22 protein-coding genes and 1 riboswitch are annotated in these 19,932 nt (G+C 38.7%); of the genes, 14 read left to right on the plus strand and 8 right to left on the minus strand.

The annotated features are described in order from the left end of the window. Positions 1-182 precede the first annotated feature (182 nt). Positions 183-848 (plus strand): beta-phosphoglucomutase, encoded by a 666-nt coding sequence (gene pgmB, locus LXM54_RS16290; RefSeq protein WP_192486531.1) that lies wholly within the window; start codon positions 183-185, stop codon positions 846-848. Positions 849-884: 36 nt separating this feature from the next. Here pgmB and LXM54_RS16295 read toward each other — a convergent pair whose 3' ends face one another. Beyond that, positions 885-1,322, minus strand: a complete 438-nt coding sequence (locus LXM54_RS16295) for a MerR family transcriptional regulator (RefSeq protein WP_192486530.1) — start codon at positions 1,320-1,322, stop codon at positions 885-887. A 197-nt stretch (positions 1,323-1,519) separates the two neighbouring features. Here LXM54_RS16295 and LXM54_RS16300 point away from each other — a divergent pair, with 197 nt between their 5' ends. Continuing rightward, positions 1,520-2,710 carry an MFS transporter gene (locus LXM54_RS16300; RefSeq protein WP_192486529.1) on the plus strand — a complete coding sequence of 397 codons (1,191 nt, stop codon included), beginning with the start codon at positions 1,520-1,522 and terminating at the stop codon, positions 2,708-2,710. Between the two features lie 28 nt (positions 2,711-2,738). Here LXM54_RS16300 and LXM54_RS16305 read toward each other — a convergent pair whose 3' ends face one another. Further along, positions 2,739-4,829 carry a DNA topoisomerase III gene (locus LXM54_RS16305; RefSeq protein WP_233316310.1) on the minus strand — a complete coding sequence of 697 codons (2,091 nt, stop codon included), beginning with the start codon at positions 4,827-4,829 and terminating at the stop codon, positions 2,739-2,741. 162 nt (positions 4,830-4,991) lie between these two features. Beyond that, positions 4,992-5,150 (minus strand): hypothetical protein, encoded by a 159-nt coding sequence (locus tag LXM54_RS16310; RefSeq protein ID WP_233316311.1) that lies wholly within the window; start codon positions 5,148-5,150, stop codon positions 4,992-4,994. A gap of 142 nt (positions 5,151-5,292) precedes the next feature. Here LXM54_RS16310 and LXM54_RS16315 point away from each other — a divergent pair, with 142 nt between their 5' ends. The 5 genes from LXM54_RS16315 (at position 5,293) to LXM54_RS16335 (ending at position 9,660) form a co-directional block, all read left to right on the plus strand. Continuing rightward, entirely contained in the window at positions 5,293-5,670 is a 378-nt protein-coding gene (locus tag LXM54_RS16315; protein ID WP_192486527.1) for a J-domain-containing protein, read from the plus strand. A 219-nt stretch (positions 5,671-5,889) separates the two neighbouring features. Further along, entirely contained in the window at positions 5,890-6,690 is an 801-nt protein-coding gene (gene motA / locus LXM54_RS16320) for a flagellar motor stator protein MotA (RefSeq protein ID WP_192486526.1), read from the plus strand. Next, on the plus strand, positions 6,683-7,501 hold the full coding sequence (motB, locus tag LXM54_RS16325) for a flagellar motor protein MotB (protein WP_192486525.1): 819 nt from the start codon (positions 6,683-6,685) through the stop codon (positions 7,499-7,501). Before motA ends, motB begins: the two co-directional genes overlap by 8 nt. Before the next feature lie 135 nt (positions 7,502-7,636). Continuing rightward, a complete protein-coding gene (locus LXM54_RS16330) occupies positions 7,637-8,734 on the plus strand; it encodes a carbohydrate kinase (RefSeq protein ID WP_192486524.1) in 1,098 nt (365 codons plus the stop codon). A 14-nt stretch (positions 8,735-8,748) separates the two neighbouring features. Beyond that, the gene (locus LXM54_RS16335; RefSeq protein WP_192486523.1) at positions 8,749-9,660 is read left to right on the plus strand and encodes a pseudouridine-5'-phosphate glycosidase; all 912 of its coding nucleotides are present in this window, start codon (positions 8,749-8,751) and stop codon (positions 9,658-9,660) included. Between the two features lie 93 nt (positions 9,661-9,753). Here LXM54_RS16335 and LXM54_RS16340 read toward each other — a convergent pair whose 3' ends face one another. Next, positions 9,754-10,080 (minus strand): helix-turn-helix domain-containing protein, encoded by a 327-nt coding sequence (locus tag LXM54_RS16340; RefSeq protein ID WP_233316312.1) that lies wholly within the window; start codon positions 10,078-10,080, stop codon positions 9,754-9,756. Positions 10,081-10,744: 664 nt separating this feature from the next. Beyond that, a riboswitch (cyclic di-GMP riboswitch) is annotated at positions 10,745-10,830 on the plus strand. 39 nt (positions 10,831-10,869) lie between these two features. On the opposite strand from LXM54_RS16340, the gene LXM54_RS16345 reads away from it, so the two are divergent. After that, entirely contained in the window at positions 10,870-10,989 is a 120-nt protein-coding gene (locus LXM54_RS16345; protein WP_311315909.1) for an anti-repressor SinI family protein, read from the plus strand. 219 nt (positions 10,990-11,208) lie between these two features. Here LXM54_RS16345 and LXM54_RS16350 read toward each other — a convergent pair whose 3' ends face one another. Then, positions 11,209-11,532 (minus strand): helix-turn-helix domain-containing protein, encoded by a 324-nt coding sequence (locus tag LXM54_RS16350; protein WP_233316313.1) that lies wholly within the window; start codon positions 11,530-11,532, stop codon positions 11,209-11,211. 333 nt (positions 11,533-11,865) lie between these two features. On the opposite strand from LXM54_RS16350, the gene treR reads away from it, so the two are divergent. The 3 genes from treR (at position 11,866) to map (ending at position 14,057) form a co-directional block, all read left to right on the plus strand. After that, the gene (treR, locus tag LXM54_RS16355) at positions 11,866-12,576 is read left to right on the plus strand and encodes a trehalose operon repressor (protein ID WP_233316314.1); all 711 of its coding nucleotides are present in this window, start codon (positions 11,866-11,868) and stop codon (positions 12,574-12,576) included. A gap of 80 nt (positions 12,577-12,656) precedes the next feature. Further along, positions 12,657-13,172: a type 1 glutamine amidotransferase domain-containing protein gene (locus LXM54_RS16360; RefSeq protein ID WP_233316315.1), complete on the plus strand. Its 516-nt coding sequence runs from the start codon at positions 12,657-12,659 to the stop codon at positions 13,170-13,172. Between the two features lie 126 nt (positions 13,173-13,298). Then, positions 13,299-14,057, plus strand: a complete 759-nt coding sequence (gene map / locus LXM54_RS16365; protein WP_233316316.1) for a type I methionyl aminopeptidase — start codon at positions 13,299-13,301, stop codon at positions 14,055-14,057. Between the two features lie 24 nt (positions 14,058-14,081). Here map and LXM54_RS16370 read toward each other — a convergent pair whose 3' ends face one another. Continuing rightward, a complete protein-coding gene (locus LXM54_RS16370) occupies positions 14,082-14,306 on the minus strand; it encodes a DUF1128 domain-containing protein (protein ID WP_233316317.1) in 225 nt (74 codons plus the stop codon). 192 nt (positions 14,307-14,498) lie between these two features. Here LXM54_RS16370 and LXM54_RS16375 point away from each other — a divergent pair, with 192 nt between their 5' ends. From LXM54_RS16375 to LXM54_RS16385, 3 genes are all read left to right on the plus strand, one after another. After that, positions 14,499-14,972: a low molecular weight protein-tyrosine-phosphatase gene (locus LXM54_RS16375; RefSeq protein ID WP_233316318.1), complete on the plus strand. Its 474-nt coding sequence runs from the start codon at positions 14,499-14,501 to the stop codon at positions 14,970-14,972. Positions 14,973-15,007: 35 nt separating this feature from the next. Beyond that, entirely contained in the window at positions 15,008-15,382 is a 375-nt protein-coding gene (locus LXM54_RS16380) for a YtxH domain-containing protein (RefSeq protein ID WP_233316319.1), read from the plus strand. 111 nt (positions 15,383-15,493) lie between these two features. Further along, positions 15,494-16,315 (plus strand): YihY/virulence factor BrkB family protein, encoded by an 822-nt coding sequence (locus LXM54_RS16385; protein WP_233316320.1) that lies wholly within the window; start codon positions 15,494-15,496, stop codon positions 16,313-16,315. A 222-nt stretch (positions 16,316-16,537) separates the two neighbouring features. Here LXM54_RS16385 and LXM54_RS16390 read toward each other — a convergent pair whose 3' ends face one another. Next, positions 16,538-18,463: a heavy metal translocating P-type ATPase gene (locus LXM54_RS16390; RefSeq protein ID WP_285854787.1), complete on the minus strand. Its 1,926-nt coding sequence runs from the start codon at positions 18,461-18,463 to the stop codon at positions 16,538-16,540. Between the two features lie 206 nt (positions 18,464-18,669). Beyond that, on the minus strand, positions 18,670-19,845 hold the full coding sequence (locus tag LXM54_RS16395; RefSeq protein WP_233316321.1) for an MFS transporter: 1,176 nt from the start codon (positions 19,843-19,845) through the stop codon (positions 18,670-18,672). Between the last annotated feature and the right edge of the window lie 87 nt (positions 19,846-19,932).

Here is a 19,932-nt window from a genome sequence, read left to right on the forward strand (position 1 = left end):
TCCATTGTAGCTTGTTTATACATATAAATAAACTGATTTGTCTAATAGTTGCAGATTTATTTGTTGATGAAAGCTATGTTCCGATAATGCTTTTGCACAAACTCACTCTTATAATCGCAACAGAAGGCGTCACCTCCAGGTTTTTGCTATAATATAAAGACTATTACGATTCGGAGGAAATCATGAACCCATCTTTAAAAGCTGTTATTTTTGATTTTGACGGAGTTATTGCTGATACTGTGCATCTTTATTATGAGGCAACAAAAAGAGTTGCTGATGAGCTGGAGGTGTCCTATACAATGGAAGATAATCTTCGTTTTCAGGGGATACCAAGAAAAATATTAATGGACGAGCTTGCCAATAGATGTGCAAGAGAAGTGACAGAGGAGGAGAAACTGTTGCTTGGCAATAAAAAAGGGGAATACTACCGAGAACTGATTACCGGCTTTACGAAGGACGATATGCTTCCAGGCATGTATGAATTTTTGTTTAGTCTGAAGGAATCGGGCATCAAGATGGGGATTGCCTCCTCAAGCTCCAATGCTCCATTTCTTTTAGAGAAATTCGGTATCAAGGATTGGTTTGGGTGTATCGTTGATCCTCATAAGCTGAAAAAAGGCAAGCCAGACCCAGAAATATTCCTTACAGCAGCAGATTGCCTTGGTATTCCCTATGACTGCTGTGCTGCAGTGGAAGATGGTGAGGCAGGATTGCAGGGCATTATGGCGACACCAATGTTCTCTGTGAGCATCGGAAGATCAGTTGAATTAAAGCAGGCGGAGTGGAATGTGCCAAGCACGGATCATTTGACCCTTGATGAACTGCTGCGCAGGTTTGCAAACAGATAAAAAAAATCCAGCAAGCATAGACTTTGCTGGATTTTTCTATTTATTGTCTTCCTCGGCCCACTTCTTTAAAGCAGCTTCAGCTCGGTTCTTCAGTGACAAAATATCTTCCTCTACTTTAAGGATATTTTGCTTTTTTTGTTCAATCAGCTTCAGTTGCTCTAATGTTGTTTCTAAAATTTTCTCTAGCTTTTCTCTTTGCAGATTCGTTCCCTTTACTTGGCGGTAATCTAGTTTTTGCAGCTCTAAAGCATCACTTAAGGCAATGAAATCCTGGAGCTCCTGAAGAGAAAAACCGAGAACATCCTTAGCATTCGTTATTTTTTTTAACAGTGACACATGTTCTTCTGTATATAAACGGTATCCGCCATCGCTTCTTTGTGGAGAAGGAATTAATCCTATCTGCTCATAATAACGAATGGTCCGCTTCGTTAATCCGCTCATTTTTGCTACATCATCAATTTTTAGCAGTTCCATAGCTCTTGCTCCTTTTAGATAATGCTCCCATTCAGGCAGCAGTATTGCGTTAAATCTTACTAATAACTTTGGCATATTAAAAAGAAAAGAGCAAGTGATTCACTGACAAACATTAACGTTGACGTAAACGTTAATTAGGTCTATACTTTTATTTGGATTATTAAATGTATTAAATTATAAAAAGAAGGTTGATATGAATGAGCAGGGAGACTGTTACGTCATTAGAAACACCAAACAAGCAGCCGCTTGTTATATGGGTCATCTTTTTTGCAACCATCATTTCCTTTATGGGACTTGGGCTGGTTGATCCAATCCTGCCAGCGATTGCTGTGCAATTGGATGCGACACCAAGCCAGGTATCTTTATTGTTTTCCAGCTATAACTTGATTACAGGAATTGCTATGCTGATTACAGGAGTGGTTTCAAGCAGAATTGGTATAAAGTGGACGTTGTTGACAGGAATTTTGTTTACAATTGTCTTTGCTGGATTAGCTGGATCGTCTAACGGTATTTGGCAGATTGTCGGTTTCCGCGGTGGATGGGGACTTGGGAATGCTTTATTTATCGCAACAGCGTTGTCCGCTATCGTAGGCCTGTCAACTGGTGGAACGGCAAAAGCGATAATTTTATATGAGGCAGCCATTGGACTGGGGATCTCAGTAGGACCTCTTCTAGGAGGAGAATTGGGTTCCATTTCGTGGAGAGGCCCATTTTTCGGTGTAAGCATATTAATGATTATTGCGTTTTTGGCATTATTGCTGAAAATGCCTAAATTAGAAAAGCCGAAGGTAAAAAGCTCTGTATTAGATCCGATCAAGGCACTTAAATACCCAGGCTTATTTCGGTTAGGCCTGACTGCCTTTTTATACAATATTGGATTCTTTACATTGATGGCGTACTCACCATTCGTAATGGAATTAGATGAACATGGTTTAGGATATGTCTTCTTAGGGTGGGGATTATGTCTCGCAATTACATCAGTCTTGATTGCGCCAAGGCTGCAGGAAAAATTCGGTACAATTAAATCCATGACTGCTATGCTGCTGTTATTTGCGCTGACTTTACTTACGATGGGTATTTGGACAGACAGCAAGGAAGTGGTTATCTTATCTGTTATTGTGGCAGGTCTTTTCTTAGGCACAAATAATACACTGATTACTACAGCCGTTATGGAGGTTGCTCCTGTTGAAAGAGCTACAGCCTCAGCTGCTTACAGCTTTGTCCGCTTTTTTGGTGGTGCGGTTGGTCCATGGCTTGCAAATAAATTGGCAGAGGTTTATTCACCTCATGTGCCGTTTATAGTTGGAGCAGTGTTTGTATTGCTTGCGATGGTAACTGTTGCAACAGGCAGAAAACATCTTCATCACGTGGACCGGATTTCTCATTAAAAAAAGTAGACCATAGGGTCTACTTTTTTTATTTATCTTCATCCTTATTCATAGCGGCCTTTAATAAATCACCAAGGCTGTTACCGAAGCTTTCATCCTTCGTATACTTTTGCACAAGTTTGCGTTCTTCCTTTTTGCTGACGGATTTTTTACGGTCAGCAGCCTTTTCAACTACATTACATGAGCGGCATTGGAAGTATGTTCCTGCTACTCCGTTATGAATTTCCATTTTCTTATGGCATTGCGGGCAACGCTTGTTGGAAAGCTTAGGGTCCTTCCGTTTGCTGAAATTGCAATCCATGCTTGAGCAGACAAGAAGTTTGCCGTTTTTCGTGTTTTTCTCTTTCAAGAAAGATCCGCACTCAGGACATTTTGATCCAGTCAGATTTTGGATTTTATAGGCTTTATTGCTATTTTTGATTTCCAAAATAAACTGCTTTGTCTGTTGCTTGATTTCCTCCATGAATTTATCTGGATTTGCTTTGCCTTTTGCAATATCTTCTAATTTTTTCTCCCATTGTGCTGTCAGCTCAGGCGACGTCAAGTCATCATTGACAAGTTCAAGGAGTTGTTTACCTTTTTGAGTTGAATATAAGCGGCCGTTTTGTCGTTCTACAACCTCTGTGGCGACAAGACGCTCAATAATTTCTGCTCTTGTTGCTGGTGTACCAAGTCCGAATTTCTCCATTTTCCCGAGGATATCAGCCTCACTGTAGCGAAGCGGCGGCTCTGTCCACTTTTGTTCGCTTTTTATAGAATGAACACGGACCTCCTCACCTTGCTTCACGGAGCTTAGCAGAGGATTGTTTGCAATTTTTGCACCTGTTAATACTTTAAAGCCTGGTTCGATAACATTCGTATCGTGGATGACAAATTGATGTTCGCCAATTGTCAGTGTTGTCGCAATAACCTCATATCTATGCTTCGGATAGAACAGGCATAAGAATCTTTTCACAATTAAATCGTAAATTTTCTTTTCGTCTCCATCAAGCTTGTGTAGGAATACTGGCTGTTCTGTCGGAATGATGGCATGGTGATCAGAGACCTTGTCATTATTAAATATATTAGGAGCTTCCACTTTGCCTTTTTTAACAAGCAGCTTTTGAGTTTCTTCTTTATAAGCGGCTGACACGCTTTGCAGTCTGTCAAACATCGTATCCTTCATATCTGTCGTTAAGTAGCGGGAATCTGTCCTTGGGTATGTCACTAATTTATGCTGCTCATACAGCTTTTGAAGGACATTTAATGTCTTTTTCGCTGAGAAGCCGAAAATCTTATTCGCATCGCGCTGTAGTTCTGTTAAGTCATACGGTAGCGGATGGTGTTCTGTTTTCTCTTTGCGTGTCATGGAGACAACTTTTGCTTGTTTATCTTTTGTACTGTTAATAATGGCTTCCATTTGTTCTTTTGAGAAAACTCGCTTTTCGCCATTCTTTTCATAGTGAGCAGTTGATTCACCGATTCTTGCACTAATTGTCCAATATTCCTTTGGAACGAATGCTTGAATTTGTTTCTCTCTTTCAATAACTAGAGACAGAGTAGGTGTCTGCACTCTTCCTGCAGAAAGCGGGTCATTAAACTTTGTTGTTAAAGCTCGGGATACGTTTAAGCCAATCAGCCAATCAGCTTGTGCTCGGCAAACAGCGGAAGCATAAAGCCGGTCGAACTCTTTGCTTGGCTTTAAGCTGCGGAAACCGTCAAGGATAGCTTTGTCAGTCTGAGAAGAAATCCAGAGACGCTTCATCGGTTTTTGGAAGCGGATTTTATCCAATATCCATCTCGCAACTAATTCTCCTTCACGCCCAGCATCTGTTGCAATGATGCACTCTTTAATGTCTTTTCTTTTAGCAAGCTGTTCAATCGCCTTATATTGGTGGCTAGTTTGCTTCATAACTTTAAGATCCATCTTTATAGGAATAATTGGCAAGTCGTCTAAATTCCAAGTTTTATATTTAGGGTCATAATGCTCTGGCATCTTTAATTCAATTAAATGGCCTAATGCCCATGTCACAATATATTTGTCTGATTCTATATAGCTTTTCGCTGTCTTTTGGCATCCGAGAACTCTGGCAATCTCTCTGGCCACACTCGGTTTTTCACAAAGTACAAGTGATTTCATATTTGCTCCTTCCAGCACCTGTTTTTCTAATAAACAAGCTAAGTTAGCTTGCAATTTTTAGGTCTTATCAACAATAGTATACCATTTGTTGTAATGGAAGTGATAAAAGGGAGGTTGGTTATGAGGGAAGGGCAGCCGGCAAGGAGCCGGCTTGCCAAGCAGTCAGTCTTCTTCTATACGATTTTTAAATGCTTCTTGTGTGACGATAAATTCCTCGTCTTCAGGTGCATCCTCTGCATGTGTATGTTTTCTTACACCCTCTGGAAGCGGACCAGGATGATGTTTTTTCTTATGTTCGAAATCTTTTCCTCTTGCCATCATTACACCCCTTTCTTTTCTTTTATATTGTCCTGAAAAATAAGAATTCCTATTCTTGTACGAAACAATTTTTAAATGGATATTATCGAGCATTTTAAGATAGGTTGTAAGTTATAATAAAAATAAAGGAAAGGATGAGCAAATCATGGATTTCTCTACAATCGTTTCGGAAGACAAGATAAAAAGAGCGTATCAAGAAGGTGAATTTAATAATTTGCCGGGATTTGGTAAACCGCTGCCTAAAGACAGCTTGGCAGCAGTGCCAGAGGAACTGCGCATGGCTTACCGGATTTTGAAAAACAGCGGCTTTTCTCTGGAAGAAAATGAACTAAAGCAAGAGCTGCTTACAATAGAGAATCTCTTGAAGGCATGTGCTGATAAAGATGAAGCGGCCGAATTGCAGACGAAATATAACCAGAAGCAGATACAATTCCATAAAATGATGAAAAAACGGACAGGGAACAGCCATTCAAAACTTTTTGGCAGCTACCAGCAAAAGGTAGAAGATAGGCTGACCCGCTAAGTTCATACTCTGATGATGCTGAAATAGGCATCTTTTTTTTGTGTTTTTACAGTGTTCAAAAAAAGTTCACAAAAATCATATAAATAAAAATCACTTTTTTTCTAAAAATTTGCTGGGAAATGTCGAAGAAAAGGAAGAGAAAGTAATCAAACTGTAATGAAACAAAAAAGCAATAGTAATAAAAGATAGAAGAAATAAACTGTAAGATAGGTGGTTTTTATGGATAAAACATCATTAATTGGTATCATACTAGCAATCGTTGCAGTAGGGGTCGGAATGGTCTTCAAAGGGGTAAGTCCTTCCGTGCTTGCCAACCCAGCAGCCCTTCTGATTATCGTATTAGGGACTATAGCGGCAGTTGTCATCGCCTTCCCTACTAGTGAAATTAAAAAGGTTCCTAAATTATTTGGCATCATCTTTAAGGAACAAAAGGTTCCAGATACGAAGGAATTAATCCGCATGTTTTCTGAGTGGGCACAATTAGCTCGTAAAGAAGGTCTTTTGGCATTAGAATCAAAAACTGACGAAGTAGAAGACCCATTTTTGAAAAATGGCTTGTCTATGTCAGTAGACGGACAAAGTGCTGAGTATATTCGTGATGTTCTATCAGAAGAAATTGAAGCAATGGAAGAGCGCCATCAAGCTTCCGCATTAATCTTTACACAAGCAGGAACATATGCACCGACACTTGGAGTGCTTGGGGCCGTTATTGGTCTTATTGCTGCACTAGGTTATATGGATGATTCAGAAGGATTGGGACATGCGATTTCTGCTGCGTTCGTTGCAACAATGCTTGGTATCTTTACAGGGTACGTATTATGGCATCCATTTGCCAATAAGTTGAAAAGAAAATCAAAAATTGAAGCGAAACAAAAATATTTAATGATTGAAGGTATCCTTTCTATCCTAGAAGGGGAAGCACCACGTGTTATCGAACAAAAACTAGCATCTTATTTGCCGATTTCTGAAAGGAAAAAATTCCTAGAAGAACTGGAAGGCAGCGTGAGCGCTAATGAGTAAAAAAAGAAAGAAAAAGGAGCATCATGAGGAGCATGTAGACGAATCATGGCTTGTTCCATACGCAGATTTGCTGACACTACTGCTGGCATTGTTTATCGTTCTTTATGCAATGAGCTCTGTTGATCAGAAAAAGTTTGCTGCATTGGCAGAAGTTTTTAATCAAGAATTTCAAGCAGGTACTGGTATCTTTGAATATCCAAGTCCTACTCCTGTAGAAGTAGAAGAGAAGTCTGACTTAGATGAGAACAATAAAACCGAAGGTGACGCTGCAGAAGAAAAAACCTCTGCTAATAAAGAAGTGTCAGAAGAAGAGTTAACCGAAGCTCAGCAAAAGCAGGATCAAGAAGAATTGCAAGGTATTCAAGATAAAGTTAATAGTTATATAGAAAAGAACAATTTGGAGGACAAGCTGGAAACCTCGTTAACAGATGAAGGCCTGCTTGTTTCCATCAGAGATAATGTTCTGTTTGCCTCTGGTAGCGCCAATATCCGCGGAAAAGACGAACATCTAGTTTCCGAGATTTCTAAACTATTAGTTATGGACCCGCCGAGAAGCATCATAGTCAGCGGACATACAGACGATGTGCCAATCAAAAATTCTGAATTTGATTCAAACTGGGATTTAAGTGTTTCAAGAGCAATCAATTTCATGAAGCTGTTAATGGATAATAACAAGCTGAACCCAAGTTCCTTTAGTGCAAAAGGCTATGGAGAATTCAAGCCAATTGCCAGCAATAAAACAGAAGAAGGAAGAGAAAAGAACAGACGTGTTGAAATCTTAATACAGCCGAGAACCGTTTCAGAAGACTAGAGATAGTCTTCTTTTTTTTGTGAAAAAACAGTGAATTGGAAAAATTAGAAATTAAGACTTGTTCTCTAATTAACAAAAGTTTATAATATAAACAAAAGTTTAAAAAGCTGATACATACTGTTCGGGGGTGAAAATATGAATGAAAAAGAGATTACCATTTTGCAGCTTATCCAAGAGAACCCTTTTCTAACACAAAATGAACTAGCAGAAAAAACAGGGTTATCCAGATCAGCGGTTGCCGGGTATATTTCTGCTTTAACACGTGAAGGAAAACTTCTTGGGCGTGCTTATGTTTTGCCGCAGAAAAAAGAAGTTATTTGCATTGGTGGAGCTAATATTGACAGGAAGATTCAAGTGGAGGAAAGAATTAAGTTTGGAACCTCCAACCCTGCCAGCACCAGTCAGTCCTGTGGCGGGGTTGCCCGGAATATTGCGGAGAATCTTGGCCGGCTTGGAATGGACAGCTCCTTATTGACTATGGTTGGAGCAGATCATGGTGGGGATTGGATCATCGATTATACGAAGCTCTATGCTGATATGAAGCCGACTATTATCTCAGAAGAGTATGCAACAGGCACTTACACTGCTCTTCTTGATGTAGAAGGGGAGATGACTGTCGCTTTAGCTGATATGTCGATATACGACAGTATGACACAAGACGTTATTGAAAAACGCTGGGGGCATATTGCGTCATCTGAATTGATTATATTAGACACTAATTTCCCTGCAGACGTGCTAGAGCAAATCATTGTCAGATGCAGGAAGGAAAATCTCCAGCTTTGTGTTACTCCAGTTTCTTCTCCTAAAGTGAAGAAGCTGCCAAGTGACTTAAGAGGGGTGACATGGCTGATTGCCAATAAGGACGAGGCAGAGGCATTGTCAGAAATGAAAATCTATGAAGAAGGAGACTTCTTTAAAGCAGCTGAAATCATCATGAAAAAGGGTGTTGAACGGGTTGTAATTACCCGTGGTGACAAGGGCTTAATATTCTTTACGAAGCTTGGAGAAGCCGGTGTTATTTTGCCGCCTCCTGTTGAGGTTGCAGATGTAACAGGTGCAGGAGATTCTTTAGTTGCCGGAATCATGTACTCGTATTTAAAAGGATTAAATACGGAAAACTCCTGTAAAATTGGGGTTGCCTGCTCATTAATGACACTGCAATCACATGAAACAGTCAACCCGTTATTAAATCAGAAGAAATTGCAAGACACGTTCAAAAAATACTTTGATTAAAGGAGATATTATAAATGAAAACAGAATGGCTAGAGTATTCAGTAGAGGTATTAGAAGCAAAGAAGAACAATAAAGCGATTGTAGCCCTTGAGTCGACAATCATTTCACATGGTATGCCTTATCCGCAAAATGTGGAGACAGCGAAAGAAGTAGAGGATATCATCCGCAAAAATGGAGCAGTTCCAGCAACGATTGCCATTATTGACGGAAAGATTAAAATCGGGCTTTCAGATGATGAAATTGAATTTTTGGCGAAAAGCGATGATATTGAGAAAGCAAGCAGAAGAGATTTGCCATATTTGATTGCCAATAAGAAAAATGGTGCAACTACTGTTGCTGCGACAATGATCTGTGCTGAGCTTGCCGGGATTGAAGTGTTCGTTACAGGAGGCATCGGGGGAGTCCACCGTGAGGCAGAACAGACAATGGACATATCTGCTGATTTGCAGGAATTGGCTCAAACAAGTGTGGCAGTTGTGTGTGCAGGAGCAAAGTCAATCCTTGATATCGGCTTGACACTTGAGTATTTAGAAACATTTGGTGTGCCGGTTGTTGGATATGGCACTGAGATATTGCCGGCATTCTATACAAGAACAAGCCCATTTAATGTAAACTTCCGTATTGATGAGCCAGGTTTGGCGGCTGACATGATTCGTACGAAATGGGAGCTTGGCTTAAAAGGCGGTGTGGTAATTGCTAATCCGATACCAGAAGAGGATGCAATGGAAGAATCCTATATAACGAACATCATTGAAACTGCATTGAATGAAGCAAAAACAAACGGCATCAGCGGGAAAAATGTTACACCATTCTTGCTTAGCAAAGTAAAGGAACTGACAGAAGGATCAAGTCTGACAGCTAATATCGCATTAGTGAAAAATAATGCTGAGGTCGGCTCTAAGATTGCTGTTGAACTAAATAAATAATAAATGACTGGCAAAAGGCTATATGGTACTTTCTTTAACAGGGAAGCTTCCATATGCCTTTTTTTTTAGGAAACGATTCCAAAAGCCTTGTCATTAATCTGCAGATGTCTTCTTGAATTTAATGAATTCTAAGTAGCATGAGAATTCTTCCTTTGTAATTCCTTCTTTTATAGCATCTTCTACTAAATTAATCCATTCTGAATCTAAGTATTCCGCCCCGTTAGAATTTGTTTCGAGGAGTTCTTCCACATGAGTATCAAGCGTGGTAGCAAGCTTTGAAAGGACCTGTAAAGAGGGATTCTTTTGGATGCCTCGCTCAATATAACTCAAATAAGACTTCGAAACACCTGCACGGTCAGATAGCTCGTTAATGGAATAGCCTTTTTCTAACCGCAGTCTTTTTAGTGCAGCACCAACCATATAGAATAATCTCCTTATGTATTATTAAACACATTTTCATTATAACGAACGAATTGTTCAATAAAAAATACAAAAAAGCTAGCATTCACGAGAAAATTCGAGAAAAAGAACGATAACCGTTCTCTAAAGAGAAAAAATAGCGGATTTTAGAATTTTCCAAAATGAGATAATTGAACTATACTAAACTCATCGGTTCGATAAAAAGAACGAAAAATCATTTAAAAAGAACTAATTTTGTTCATTCATAAAGCATATATTTGAAACTAATAGGTTAGCAGGTGGATTATGTATAGAAAAAACTGCGATAAGTGCAACAGACCATCTTACAGCAGCGCAGAAAGAGGGGAATGGTTCTGTCCGGTGTGCAACAATGACCTGACAAAATACCCATTTTTTGATGCAATGACCTTTGAAAAAATTCATATTAATTACTCTTTTAAAAAAGTATTGTCGTCCTATAGAAACCAATATATTAAAAAAGAAACCAGAGGATTCATGGGGGAGTTCGACAAAATATAACAATTCCCCACAAAATTAACGTTATATTGTAATAAGAAAAGGTATTGTTGTAGAAAAAAGTAGAAAAATATTTGGTAAAATGTATAAATTTCTTACAAAATTTTGCACATATGAAAAAAGAAAAGATATATAATTAAATGCATAAAAGATTGAAGGGCAAACCAATTCGAAAGATTGGGACGCAAAGTCACGGGTCTAATGTTTCTGAACAATGACAGCCGGACTGCCAAAGTACAAAGAAAAGTATTTTTGGGAGAGGGGCATAATTAAGTGATTGAAGAAAAATTAATGGTAGAAGAACTAGACACAGAATGGATTCAGTTAATGAAGGAAGCTAAAAGTATCGGGCTGGACATACAAGATGTGCGCAATTTCATCCATAACGATTAAGAGATTGCTTAATTAATATAGTATCCTAATGAGAACTCTGTACACCCTAAAGACAATATGAATGCATTCATTTAACTGCGCTTATAATTATTATAATATTCAGAATATTTAAGGGGCAAGAAAGTTATTTCTGCTCCCTTTAGGTGCATGTGTAAAATAAAAAAGACACAAAATATTTGTGTCTTTAAGTAATCTTATTTAAGCGAACTGTGAAAAGTTCTATTTTTTTTGTTCAATTCTCCATTTATTATACTCAAGGAATTCGCGAAACTCAGATTTGGAAACGCCTGAGTCCATTGCCTCTTTAACAATTTTCAGCCATTCTGAATCAAGATCATCTTTATTTTGCTGTTCATTAATTAGATGATCTACAGGAACATTAAAAACAGTAGCTATTTTTTCTAAAAACTGTATGGATGGATTTGACTGGAGATTCCGCTCCAAGGAACTTAAATAAGATTTTGCAACACCTGCTTGTTCAGCAAGTTCTGACAAGGACATTCTTTTTTCTAAGCGAAGTTTTTTTACACGATCACCGATCATACAGTCTCACACACCTTATCACTATATGTAATAATATCATAACAAATATAATCCAAAAGTTCCATATAAAGAACGAATTGTTCGATGGTTTTGTTAATATTACCAAAAAAAATTCATAAAATATACAATTATTCCTTATTTGCTGGTAATTTTAATGCTTCCACTTTTAATAAGAGCAGTGTTTATAAAGTGTCATCGTATCCAATACCCTGTTCTGTTAGCATTTAAACCTTTTTTTATTATTATTTTATTTTTTTCGTATTTAGACAAGCTCGTATAAAAAAGGTAGAATAAAGGCGAAGATAGAGGAAGATTTGAGCGATGGTGATAAGGATGAATAAATACCTAATTATATTTGAAGAAATAGAAACAGCAATTAGAAACGGCAGTTATGCCCCAAACAGCATATTACCTTCTGAGAATGAACTGGCTGAACGCTATAACACTTCACGCGAAACAATTCGCAAGGCGTTGAACATTCTTGCTCAGAAGGGATATATTCAGAAATTGCGCGGCAAAGGGTCGCTTGTCCTGGATATGCAGAAACTGCAATTCCCAATATCCGGTCTTGTAAGCTTTAAAGAACTAGCAGAGAAAATGGGCTCCAGTTCGGTGACACATATTGAAAGCTTTGAGAGAAAGAACCCGTCACCTGTTCTTCAAAAGGAAATGAACTTGAAGAAGGATGAATCCATTTGGGAAGTTTTACGTATAAGGGAAATTAATAAAGAAAAGATTATCCTGGATAAAGACTATATTATTGAAAAATTTGTACCAGGTCTGACAAAGGAAATATGCAGACGCTCTATTTTTGACTATATTGAAAAGGATTTAAAATTGAAAATCGGCTTTGCGAGAAAGGAATTCACGGTGGAAACACCTACTGAGGAGGATTATCGCCTTCTTGATTTAGAGGGGTTTCAGGCCATTGTGGTCGTTAGTAACTATATTTATTTTGAAAACGCTGCCCTTTTTCAATATACAGAATCCAGACACAGGCCAGATAAGTTTCGATTTGTAGATTTTGCAAGAAGAAATGAATAAAATTTATTAAAGGATGTTTTATCTTGTCCAATAAGGGAACTTTATCTCTGAAATCAAAAATAGAAGGAGATGTTCCCTATATGAGTAAAATTGCAACATTAATAACTAATATGTTCGAGGATTCAGAGTATACGGAGCCGGCAACATCCTTCAAGGAAGCTGGCCATGATGTAGTAACAATTGAACTCGAGGCCGGCAAAACGGTGACAGGCAAACAGAACAACGCTGAGGTTAAGATTGATAAAGGAATTGATGAGGTCTCTGCAGGTGATTTTGATGCTTTATTTATTCCTGGAGGATTTTCTCCTGACCAGCTGCGCGGTGATGATCGTGTTGTTGCGTTTACAAAAGAATTTATGGACAGCAAAAAGCCAGTATTCGCAATCTGCCATGGTCCGCAGCTGTTAATCACAGCAAAGACATTAGAGGGCAGAAATGCTACCGGGTATAAATCTATCAAAGTCGATATGGAATATGCTGGTGCAACATATAAGGATGAAGAAGTTGTTGTATGCGGCGGACAGCTTGTAACAAGCAGAACGCCAGAAGATATTCCTGCTTTCACAAGAGAATCATTAAAGCTGCTCGAAAAATAAAGGTTTTTAAAAAAAGTGCCTGTTAGTTTACTAGCAGGCATTTTTTTTCGTTTTTGCTTATAATCTTGATAAAGATATGCAATAAAGAAAATAATAACATGCAACTAAAAAAGGAGAATATAATTCATGATTGTACTGAAGTCGATGAGAGAAATCGAAAAGATGAAAGCGGCTGGCCGAATTTTAGCTGCCTGTCATAAAGAGATTGCAAAAATGATAAAGCCTGGGATTACTACAATGGAGATAGAAAAGTTTGTTGAGGGTTTCTTAAAGGAAAGAGGTGCTACGCCTGAGCAAAAGGGCTATCGTGATTACCCTTATGCCATTTGTGCAAGCATTAATGATGAGGTTTGTCACGGATTTCCTAGAGAGGAGGAGCTAAAGTCTGGTGATATTATCACAGTTGATATGGTTGTGAATTTACATGGAGGCTTGGCTGATTCTGCGTGGACATATAAGGTTGGAACAGTATCTGATGAAACGGAAAAGCTGCTGGAAGTTACAAAAAAGGCTTTGTATATTGGAATTGAGCAAGCGAAGATTGGCAACAGGATTGGTGATATTGGCGCTAGCATTCAACAATATGCAGAAGAAGAGGGATACTCTGTTGTAAGAGATTTCATCGGCCATGGTATTGGTGCTGTTATTCACGAAAAACCTGAGGTGCCTCATTTTGGCGAGAAAGGTAAAGGACCGCGAATTAAAGAAGGCATGGTTTTCACCATAGAGCCAATGATTAATATCGGAGCATATCCTGTCAAAATGGACGCAAATGGCTGGACTGCCCGGACAAAAGATGGTACATACTCCGCACAATATGAACATACAATAGCCATAACGAAGGACGGGCCGATTATCCTGACAGACCAGGAAGAAGGTATATAAAAAAGAGAAGGATAGCCTTCTCTTTTATTTTTTGCGGAGATTTCCCAATTCTTCTGCTAATGCTTGCATTTCATTCGGGCTGAAGGAATCTCTTTTCATGATATGATCATAAATTTCCTTCAGTTCTGTATACATTTCTTCATCGAAATGTGTTGGTTTAATCGCTCCAAGGTTCAGTACTTTCAGTTTTTCTTTTATTTGTTCAATCATGTATTCCACATTTTCAGTCGATTTAACATCTAAATTCAAAAGATATCTCTCCTTTATGCAGGCCTTGATTCATGTTTAATCTATGTCCCACTTTTTTTTCTATCTTTTCATGTGTAAAGAGAAATGTCAATTTAATTTTGCCTTTTCAATTGGAAGTAAATTACGATAAGCTAAAAACAAAACATCTAAATGAAATGATGTATGTTCTAAATAAGTTGGAGGGAAAATAGGATGGAAGTTCGTGTGTTATTTATTTGCTTAGGAAATATTTGCAGATCACCAATGGCAGAGGCAGTATTTCGGGATCTTGTAAAAAAAGAAAATTTGCAGGACAGCATTACATGCGATTCAGCAGGAACTGGTGGATGGCATATAGGTAATCCGCCGCATAGAGGTACAAGGGAGATTCTAAAAAAGAATCTAATAAGTGATGCAGGAATACTAGCAAGGCAGCTTCATACAGCTGATTTGGAAAGCTTTGATTATTTAATAGCGATGGATAACAGCAATCGTGAAAATATCAGGCTTCTAAATGAGCAGCTCGAGGAAAATAAAGTTCATTTGTTGATGGATTTTGCCGAAATTCGGGTATATGATGAAGTGCCTGACCCTTATTATACAGGCAATTTCGATGAGGTATTCCAGATGGTAACGGTGGGCTGTCAAGGCTTGCTTCAGGATATTAGAAGTAAATACCATTTGTGATTGCCGCTAACTCTTAAAAGGAAGGAAGATGCATAATGGCACAGCTTAGCTTAGTAAAAGGACTTTTATTGGGCGGTTTGATAGGAGCTTCGTTGAGTATGCTTGATAAACGGACAAGGAAGGCTTCCATGTACAATATGAAGCGCTTAACGACTTCAATCACTGACTTTGACACGATGTCTTCGAGCATTACAGAAACTTCTGAGAAGGTGAAGCAAACAGCAGAGAAGGTCTCCAATGATGTGGCTTTCATTTTGGATAAGGTAGAAGAATTGAAAGAAGTTACACCGACAATTGCAAGCATTGTGAAAGAAACGAAGGAAGCATTTACTACTGATGGTACTCAGGAAGAGTACAAGCCACAAGGTTTGACTTCCAGCACGCAGTATTTGCCGCAGTATACACACTAAACAGCTTATATGCCTAGTGAGGGGATAAATGCTGATAAAAGGTTTGTCCTTGCATGAAGTAGGGGAAAAGAACATTATTAGCTAAACCGATATATAGGCAGGTGGAGTTTTATGGGAGAGGCAATGGGCTTTGTTAAGCAGCTGGCAGTAAAAATAAAAAATGATGATGTATTTGATTTAGCGGCACAGCTCGCATATTACTTTTTGCTGTCGATCTTTCCGCTGATCATTTTCATGATGACGTTATTGCCGTATTTACCTATCACAAAGGATGATTTATTAAACTTAATTTCAACCTTTGCTCCAGGGGAAAGTATGGATATTATTGAAACAAACCTGGAGCAGGTTCTGAACAGAAATGGGACATTGCTGTCCTTTGGTATCATCGCAACAATCTGGTCTGCTTCAAATGGTTTAAATGCTATTATCAAGGCATTTAATAAAGCTTATGAAGTAGAAGAAACACGTTCCTTTATCGTTGCAAGAGCGATGTCTGTTGTACTGACATTAGGTATGATTGCTGTAGTGGTTATTGCACTGCTGCTGCCAGTATTCGGCGAACAGATAGGAGTGTTTTTATTTTCTCAGTTTAGTTTATCGGATGAGTTTTTAAGTGTTTGGCGAGCACTGCGATTTTTAGTGACTCCAGTAATTTTATTCATTGTATTTTTAGCATTATATTGGGTTGCACCAAATAAGAAAATCACTTGTGTGAGTGCTGTTCCAGGCGCTATTTTTGCATCAGTGGGCTGGGTTGCAGTTTCATTAGGCTTTTCTTTTTATGTAGGCAACTTCGGTAATTATTCGGCAACATATGGCGGGATTGGCGCCATCATTGTATTGATGATCTGGTTTTATTTGACAGGCATCATTATTATTATCGGCGGTATCGTTAATGCCATTTTCACAAGCCGTAAAAAGAAGCCTTGCTAAACTTGGCATACTTTACAGTGCTAACCGGTTTTTACCTATCATAAAAGCTGTTCGTCATCACACACTAAGCTTGGGGAAACTATTACTGAAGAGGTGATAACGAATGGGCAAAAAGACTAAACAAAACAGTAAAAGTAAGCCGAAGCATAAAACATCTGGTTCTTCAAATGGACAAAATGGTTATCACTAAATAAGTAAAGGCAGCCAATTGGCTGCCTTTTTTTAGCCTCTTAAAAGACGGAGGCTGTTTAATATAACAAGAATGGTGCTGCCTTCATGGCCAATCACCCCAAATGGAAGGTCTACTGCTTGAAGAAGATTTGATATTACAAGCAGCATAATTACAGATATCGAAAATATAATGTTCTGCTTAATGATAGCATTCATTCGTTTTGACAATTTTATCGCTTCAGCAATCTTTGGCAAGTCATTTTTCATTAAGACAATGTCAGCTGTTTCAAGGGCAACATCTGTGCCGCCACCCATGGCGATACCAACATTTGCTGTCGCTAATGCCGGGGCATCATTGATGCCGTCACCGACCATCGCCACAATCGGATAACGCTCCTTAAGGTTTTTTATATGACTAACCTTTTGTTCAGGAAGGCATTCTGCAATATATTCCTGAACATGGCTTTCTTTGGCGATTGTATTCGCTGTTCTTTCATTGTCACCTGTAAGCATGATAGTATGAATTTGATAGTCCTTTAATAATTGAATGGCAGCTTTAGCCTCTGTGCGGACAATATCCTTTAAGGCGATGCAAGCGATAATCTCATCTCCAGCTTTGACGAACACAACGGTTTTCCCACTCTCTGACAACTGATTAAAAAGAGTAGGGTTAAAGCTTAGAGCACTGTCTTGACCAACAAATTCTGCCTTCCCGATTTTCCATTCTTTATCGTCTAGTTGTGCAGTTACACCAAAGCCAGACAGATTTTGAACACTATCAAGCGTAAGGAGCGGCTTATTGATGGTTGAGGCAGCTTTTTCGACAATTGCTTTTGCAAGCGGATGAGTAGAGTGATTTTCAATACTTGCAGCATACAAAAGAATTTCTTCCTCGGAATATCCTTGTTTAACGTGGATATCTGTTACTGTAGGCATTCCTTTTGTAAGTGTTCCAGTTTTATCAAAGGCAATAGCCTGCACTGCACCTAAAGTTTCTAAATGAATGCCGCCTTTAAATAATATTCCGTTTCGTGCTCCGTTAGATATAGCGGATAAAGTAGCTGGCATGATGCTTGCAACAAGGGCGCAAGGGGATGCGACCACAAGAAGAATCATTGCTCTGTAAAATGTTTCATTCCAGCTCCAGCCTAGTACGAAATGAGGCAGGAACATCATAATAACAACAATGCTCAAAACGACCTTAACATAAGTGCCCTCAAACTTTTCAATAAATGCTTGCGAAGGAGACTTTTCACTCTGCGCTGACTGAACTAGAGCGATAATCTTTTGAAAGAGTGTCTCATGTGCATTTTTCGTAATTTCTACTGTGATAGAGCCGCTTATATTCACTGTTCCCGCAAAAACCTCATCAGAGCTGTCTTTTGTAACAGGCAGTGATTCCCCCGTAATTGCCGCTTCATCAATAGAAGTTGTTCCAGATAATATTCTTCCATCAGCCGGCACTCTTTCACCTGGTTTAATCAATATTCTGTCATGGATGGAGAGTTCAGCGACAGGAATTAATTCTGTTGTACCGTCAGTATTTAATTTCCAGGCTTTTTCAGGCTGTAGATCCATCAATGCAGATATTTCTTTATGACTTTTATTCATCGTGTATGTTTCCAGTGCTCCGCTAACTGCAAAAATAAAGATAAGAATGGCACCCTCTGTCCAATAGCCAATTATCGCAGAACCAACTGCAGCAAAAACCATCAGCATTTCCACATTTAATTCCTTATTGGCAATGGTTTCTTCAATGCCTTCTTTTGCTTTAGCAAAACCGCCGATAATAAAGGCGAGCACATAGGAGATAACAGATAATGTTTGTTCCTCCTGATGGGCCATAAACCACCCAGTTAAAATGAGTAGACCGCTTATACCTGCCGCAATTAGTTCAAGATGCGGCATAATCTTTTCGGAAAATAGGGAAGGTGATTCAGAACCCTTATGTGCAAGTGGTTTCGTTTCCGTCAACATATTTATTCCTCCTTTAGTTTTATCATCTGTACATGAGAAAGATAATCAGCTTCATTACCCTTAAAAAACACGAAAGCTGCCACCTGTATAGGTGACAGCAAAATTTATGCAGGCTCTCATATAGAAAAATAGAGGTTCCTGCTGTTCGTTACTATTTAGTTATTCCTATCCTAACATAAAACGGAAGCACTTGGTATACTTTTGCCTTAATTTGGGACTGAATTTACTTCTTTCTGGATTTTCTGACTGCCAGAAATAAAGATGATTAAGCCTAGGATTAATAGCATTATGCTTATGACGATGAAATAGCTAAGATGATTCACATATTCTATAAATAGTCCGCCTAGATAAGGGCCTGTCAGACTGCCGATGCTGAATGCCATCCCGCACAAAAGATTTCCTGTCGGCAATAAACTCGACGGAACTAAATCAGTCATATAGCTGACACCCAAAGAGAAGGTAGAGCCTACTGCCATACCTGCGGCAAACAGACAGATAGCGAGACCAATAAAGGTATGTTCCACCATGCTTGCTGTCAGGAAGCAGGCAAAGCCGACAAAAAGGATTGTAACTAAAGTTCTTCTTCTGCCAAAACTATCACTTAAAATACCAAGGGGAAACTGAAACACAATCGCTCCTATCGCAAAGCAGGTTAATAAAATAGAGATTTCAGAAACCTCATAATTTAGTCTGAGTCCGTAAACAGGAAAACTTGAATTTAGGCTTGATTCCAGAAAACCATATGCAAGCGGTGGAAGAAAAGCAGCCCAGGCATATTTTAAAGCAGCAGAAAAACGGGAAATCGTCTCTTTGAAGTTATTAGCTTCAGCTGTCTGCTCAGGGAAATCGTTCTTTAAGAACAAAGTGAAAATCCACGCTGTGAAACAAAGAGCAGATGAAAGCATAAAAGGAAATGCTTCATTTACTTTCACTAATGGTGTCATTAGTGGTCCTACGGCGAATCCAATTCCAAAGAAAACTCCATATAAGGAAATATTCCTGCCTCTGTTCTTTTCAGAGGATACAGTAGTGATCCATGTTTGTGTAGCGAAATGGAGAGAGTGGTCGCCAATGCCGATAAATAGACGCAGTAAAAACCAAAACCAGAATGTTTTCCATAGTGGAAACAAAGCCAAGGAAATAATGACGAGCAATCCGCCGAAAACGATAGCTGGTTTGTATCCGTATTTGCGAAGCGGGTATTCCATAAATGGTGAGATGAGCAGGATGCCGATATATAAGCCTATCGCATTTAATCCATTCATGCTGGAGGACAGGCCGTCATTTTCAAAGATGACAGCAATCAGCGGAAGCAGCATTCCTTGACTAAAGCCAGAGATGGAGACAATGCTGATTAAAATCGCAAATTTATTTTTAGTCATTATGTAAAATACTCCTTATGGTGGTAGAAAAAATTTAGTATCCCTAAATGATGGTAACTTAAAAAGGGAAGTATTGGCAACAAGAAA

The organism is Bacillus sp. Au-Bac7, assembly GCF_021341655.1.
GTDB lineage: Bacteria > Bacillota > Bacilli > Bacillales > Cytobacillaceae > Niallia.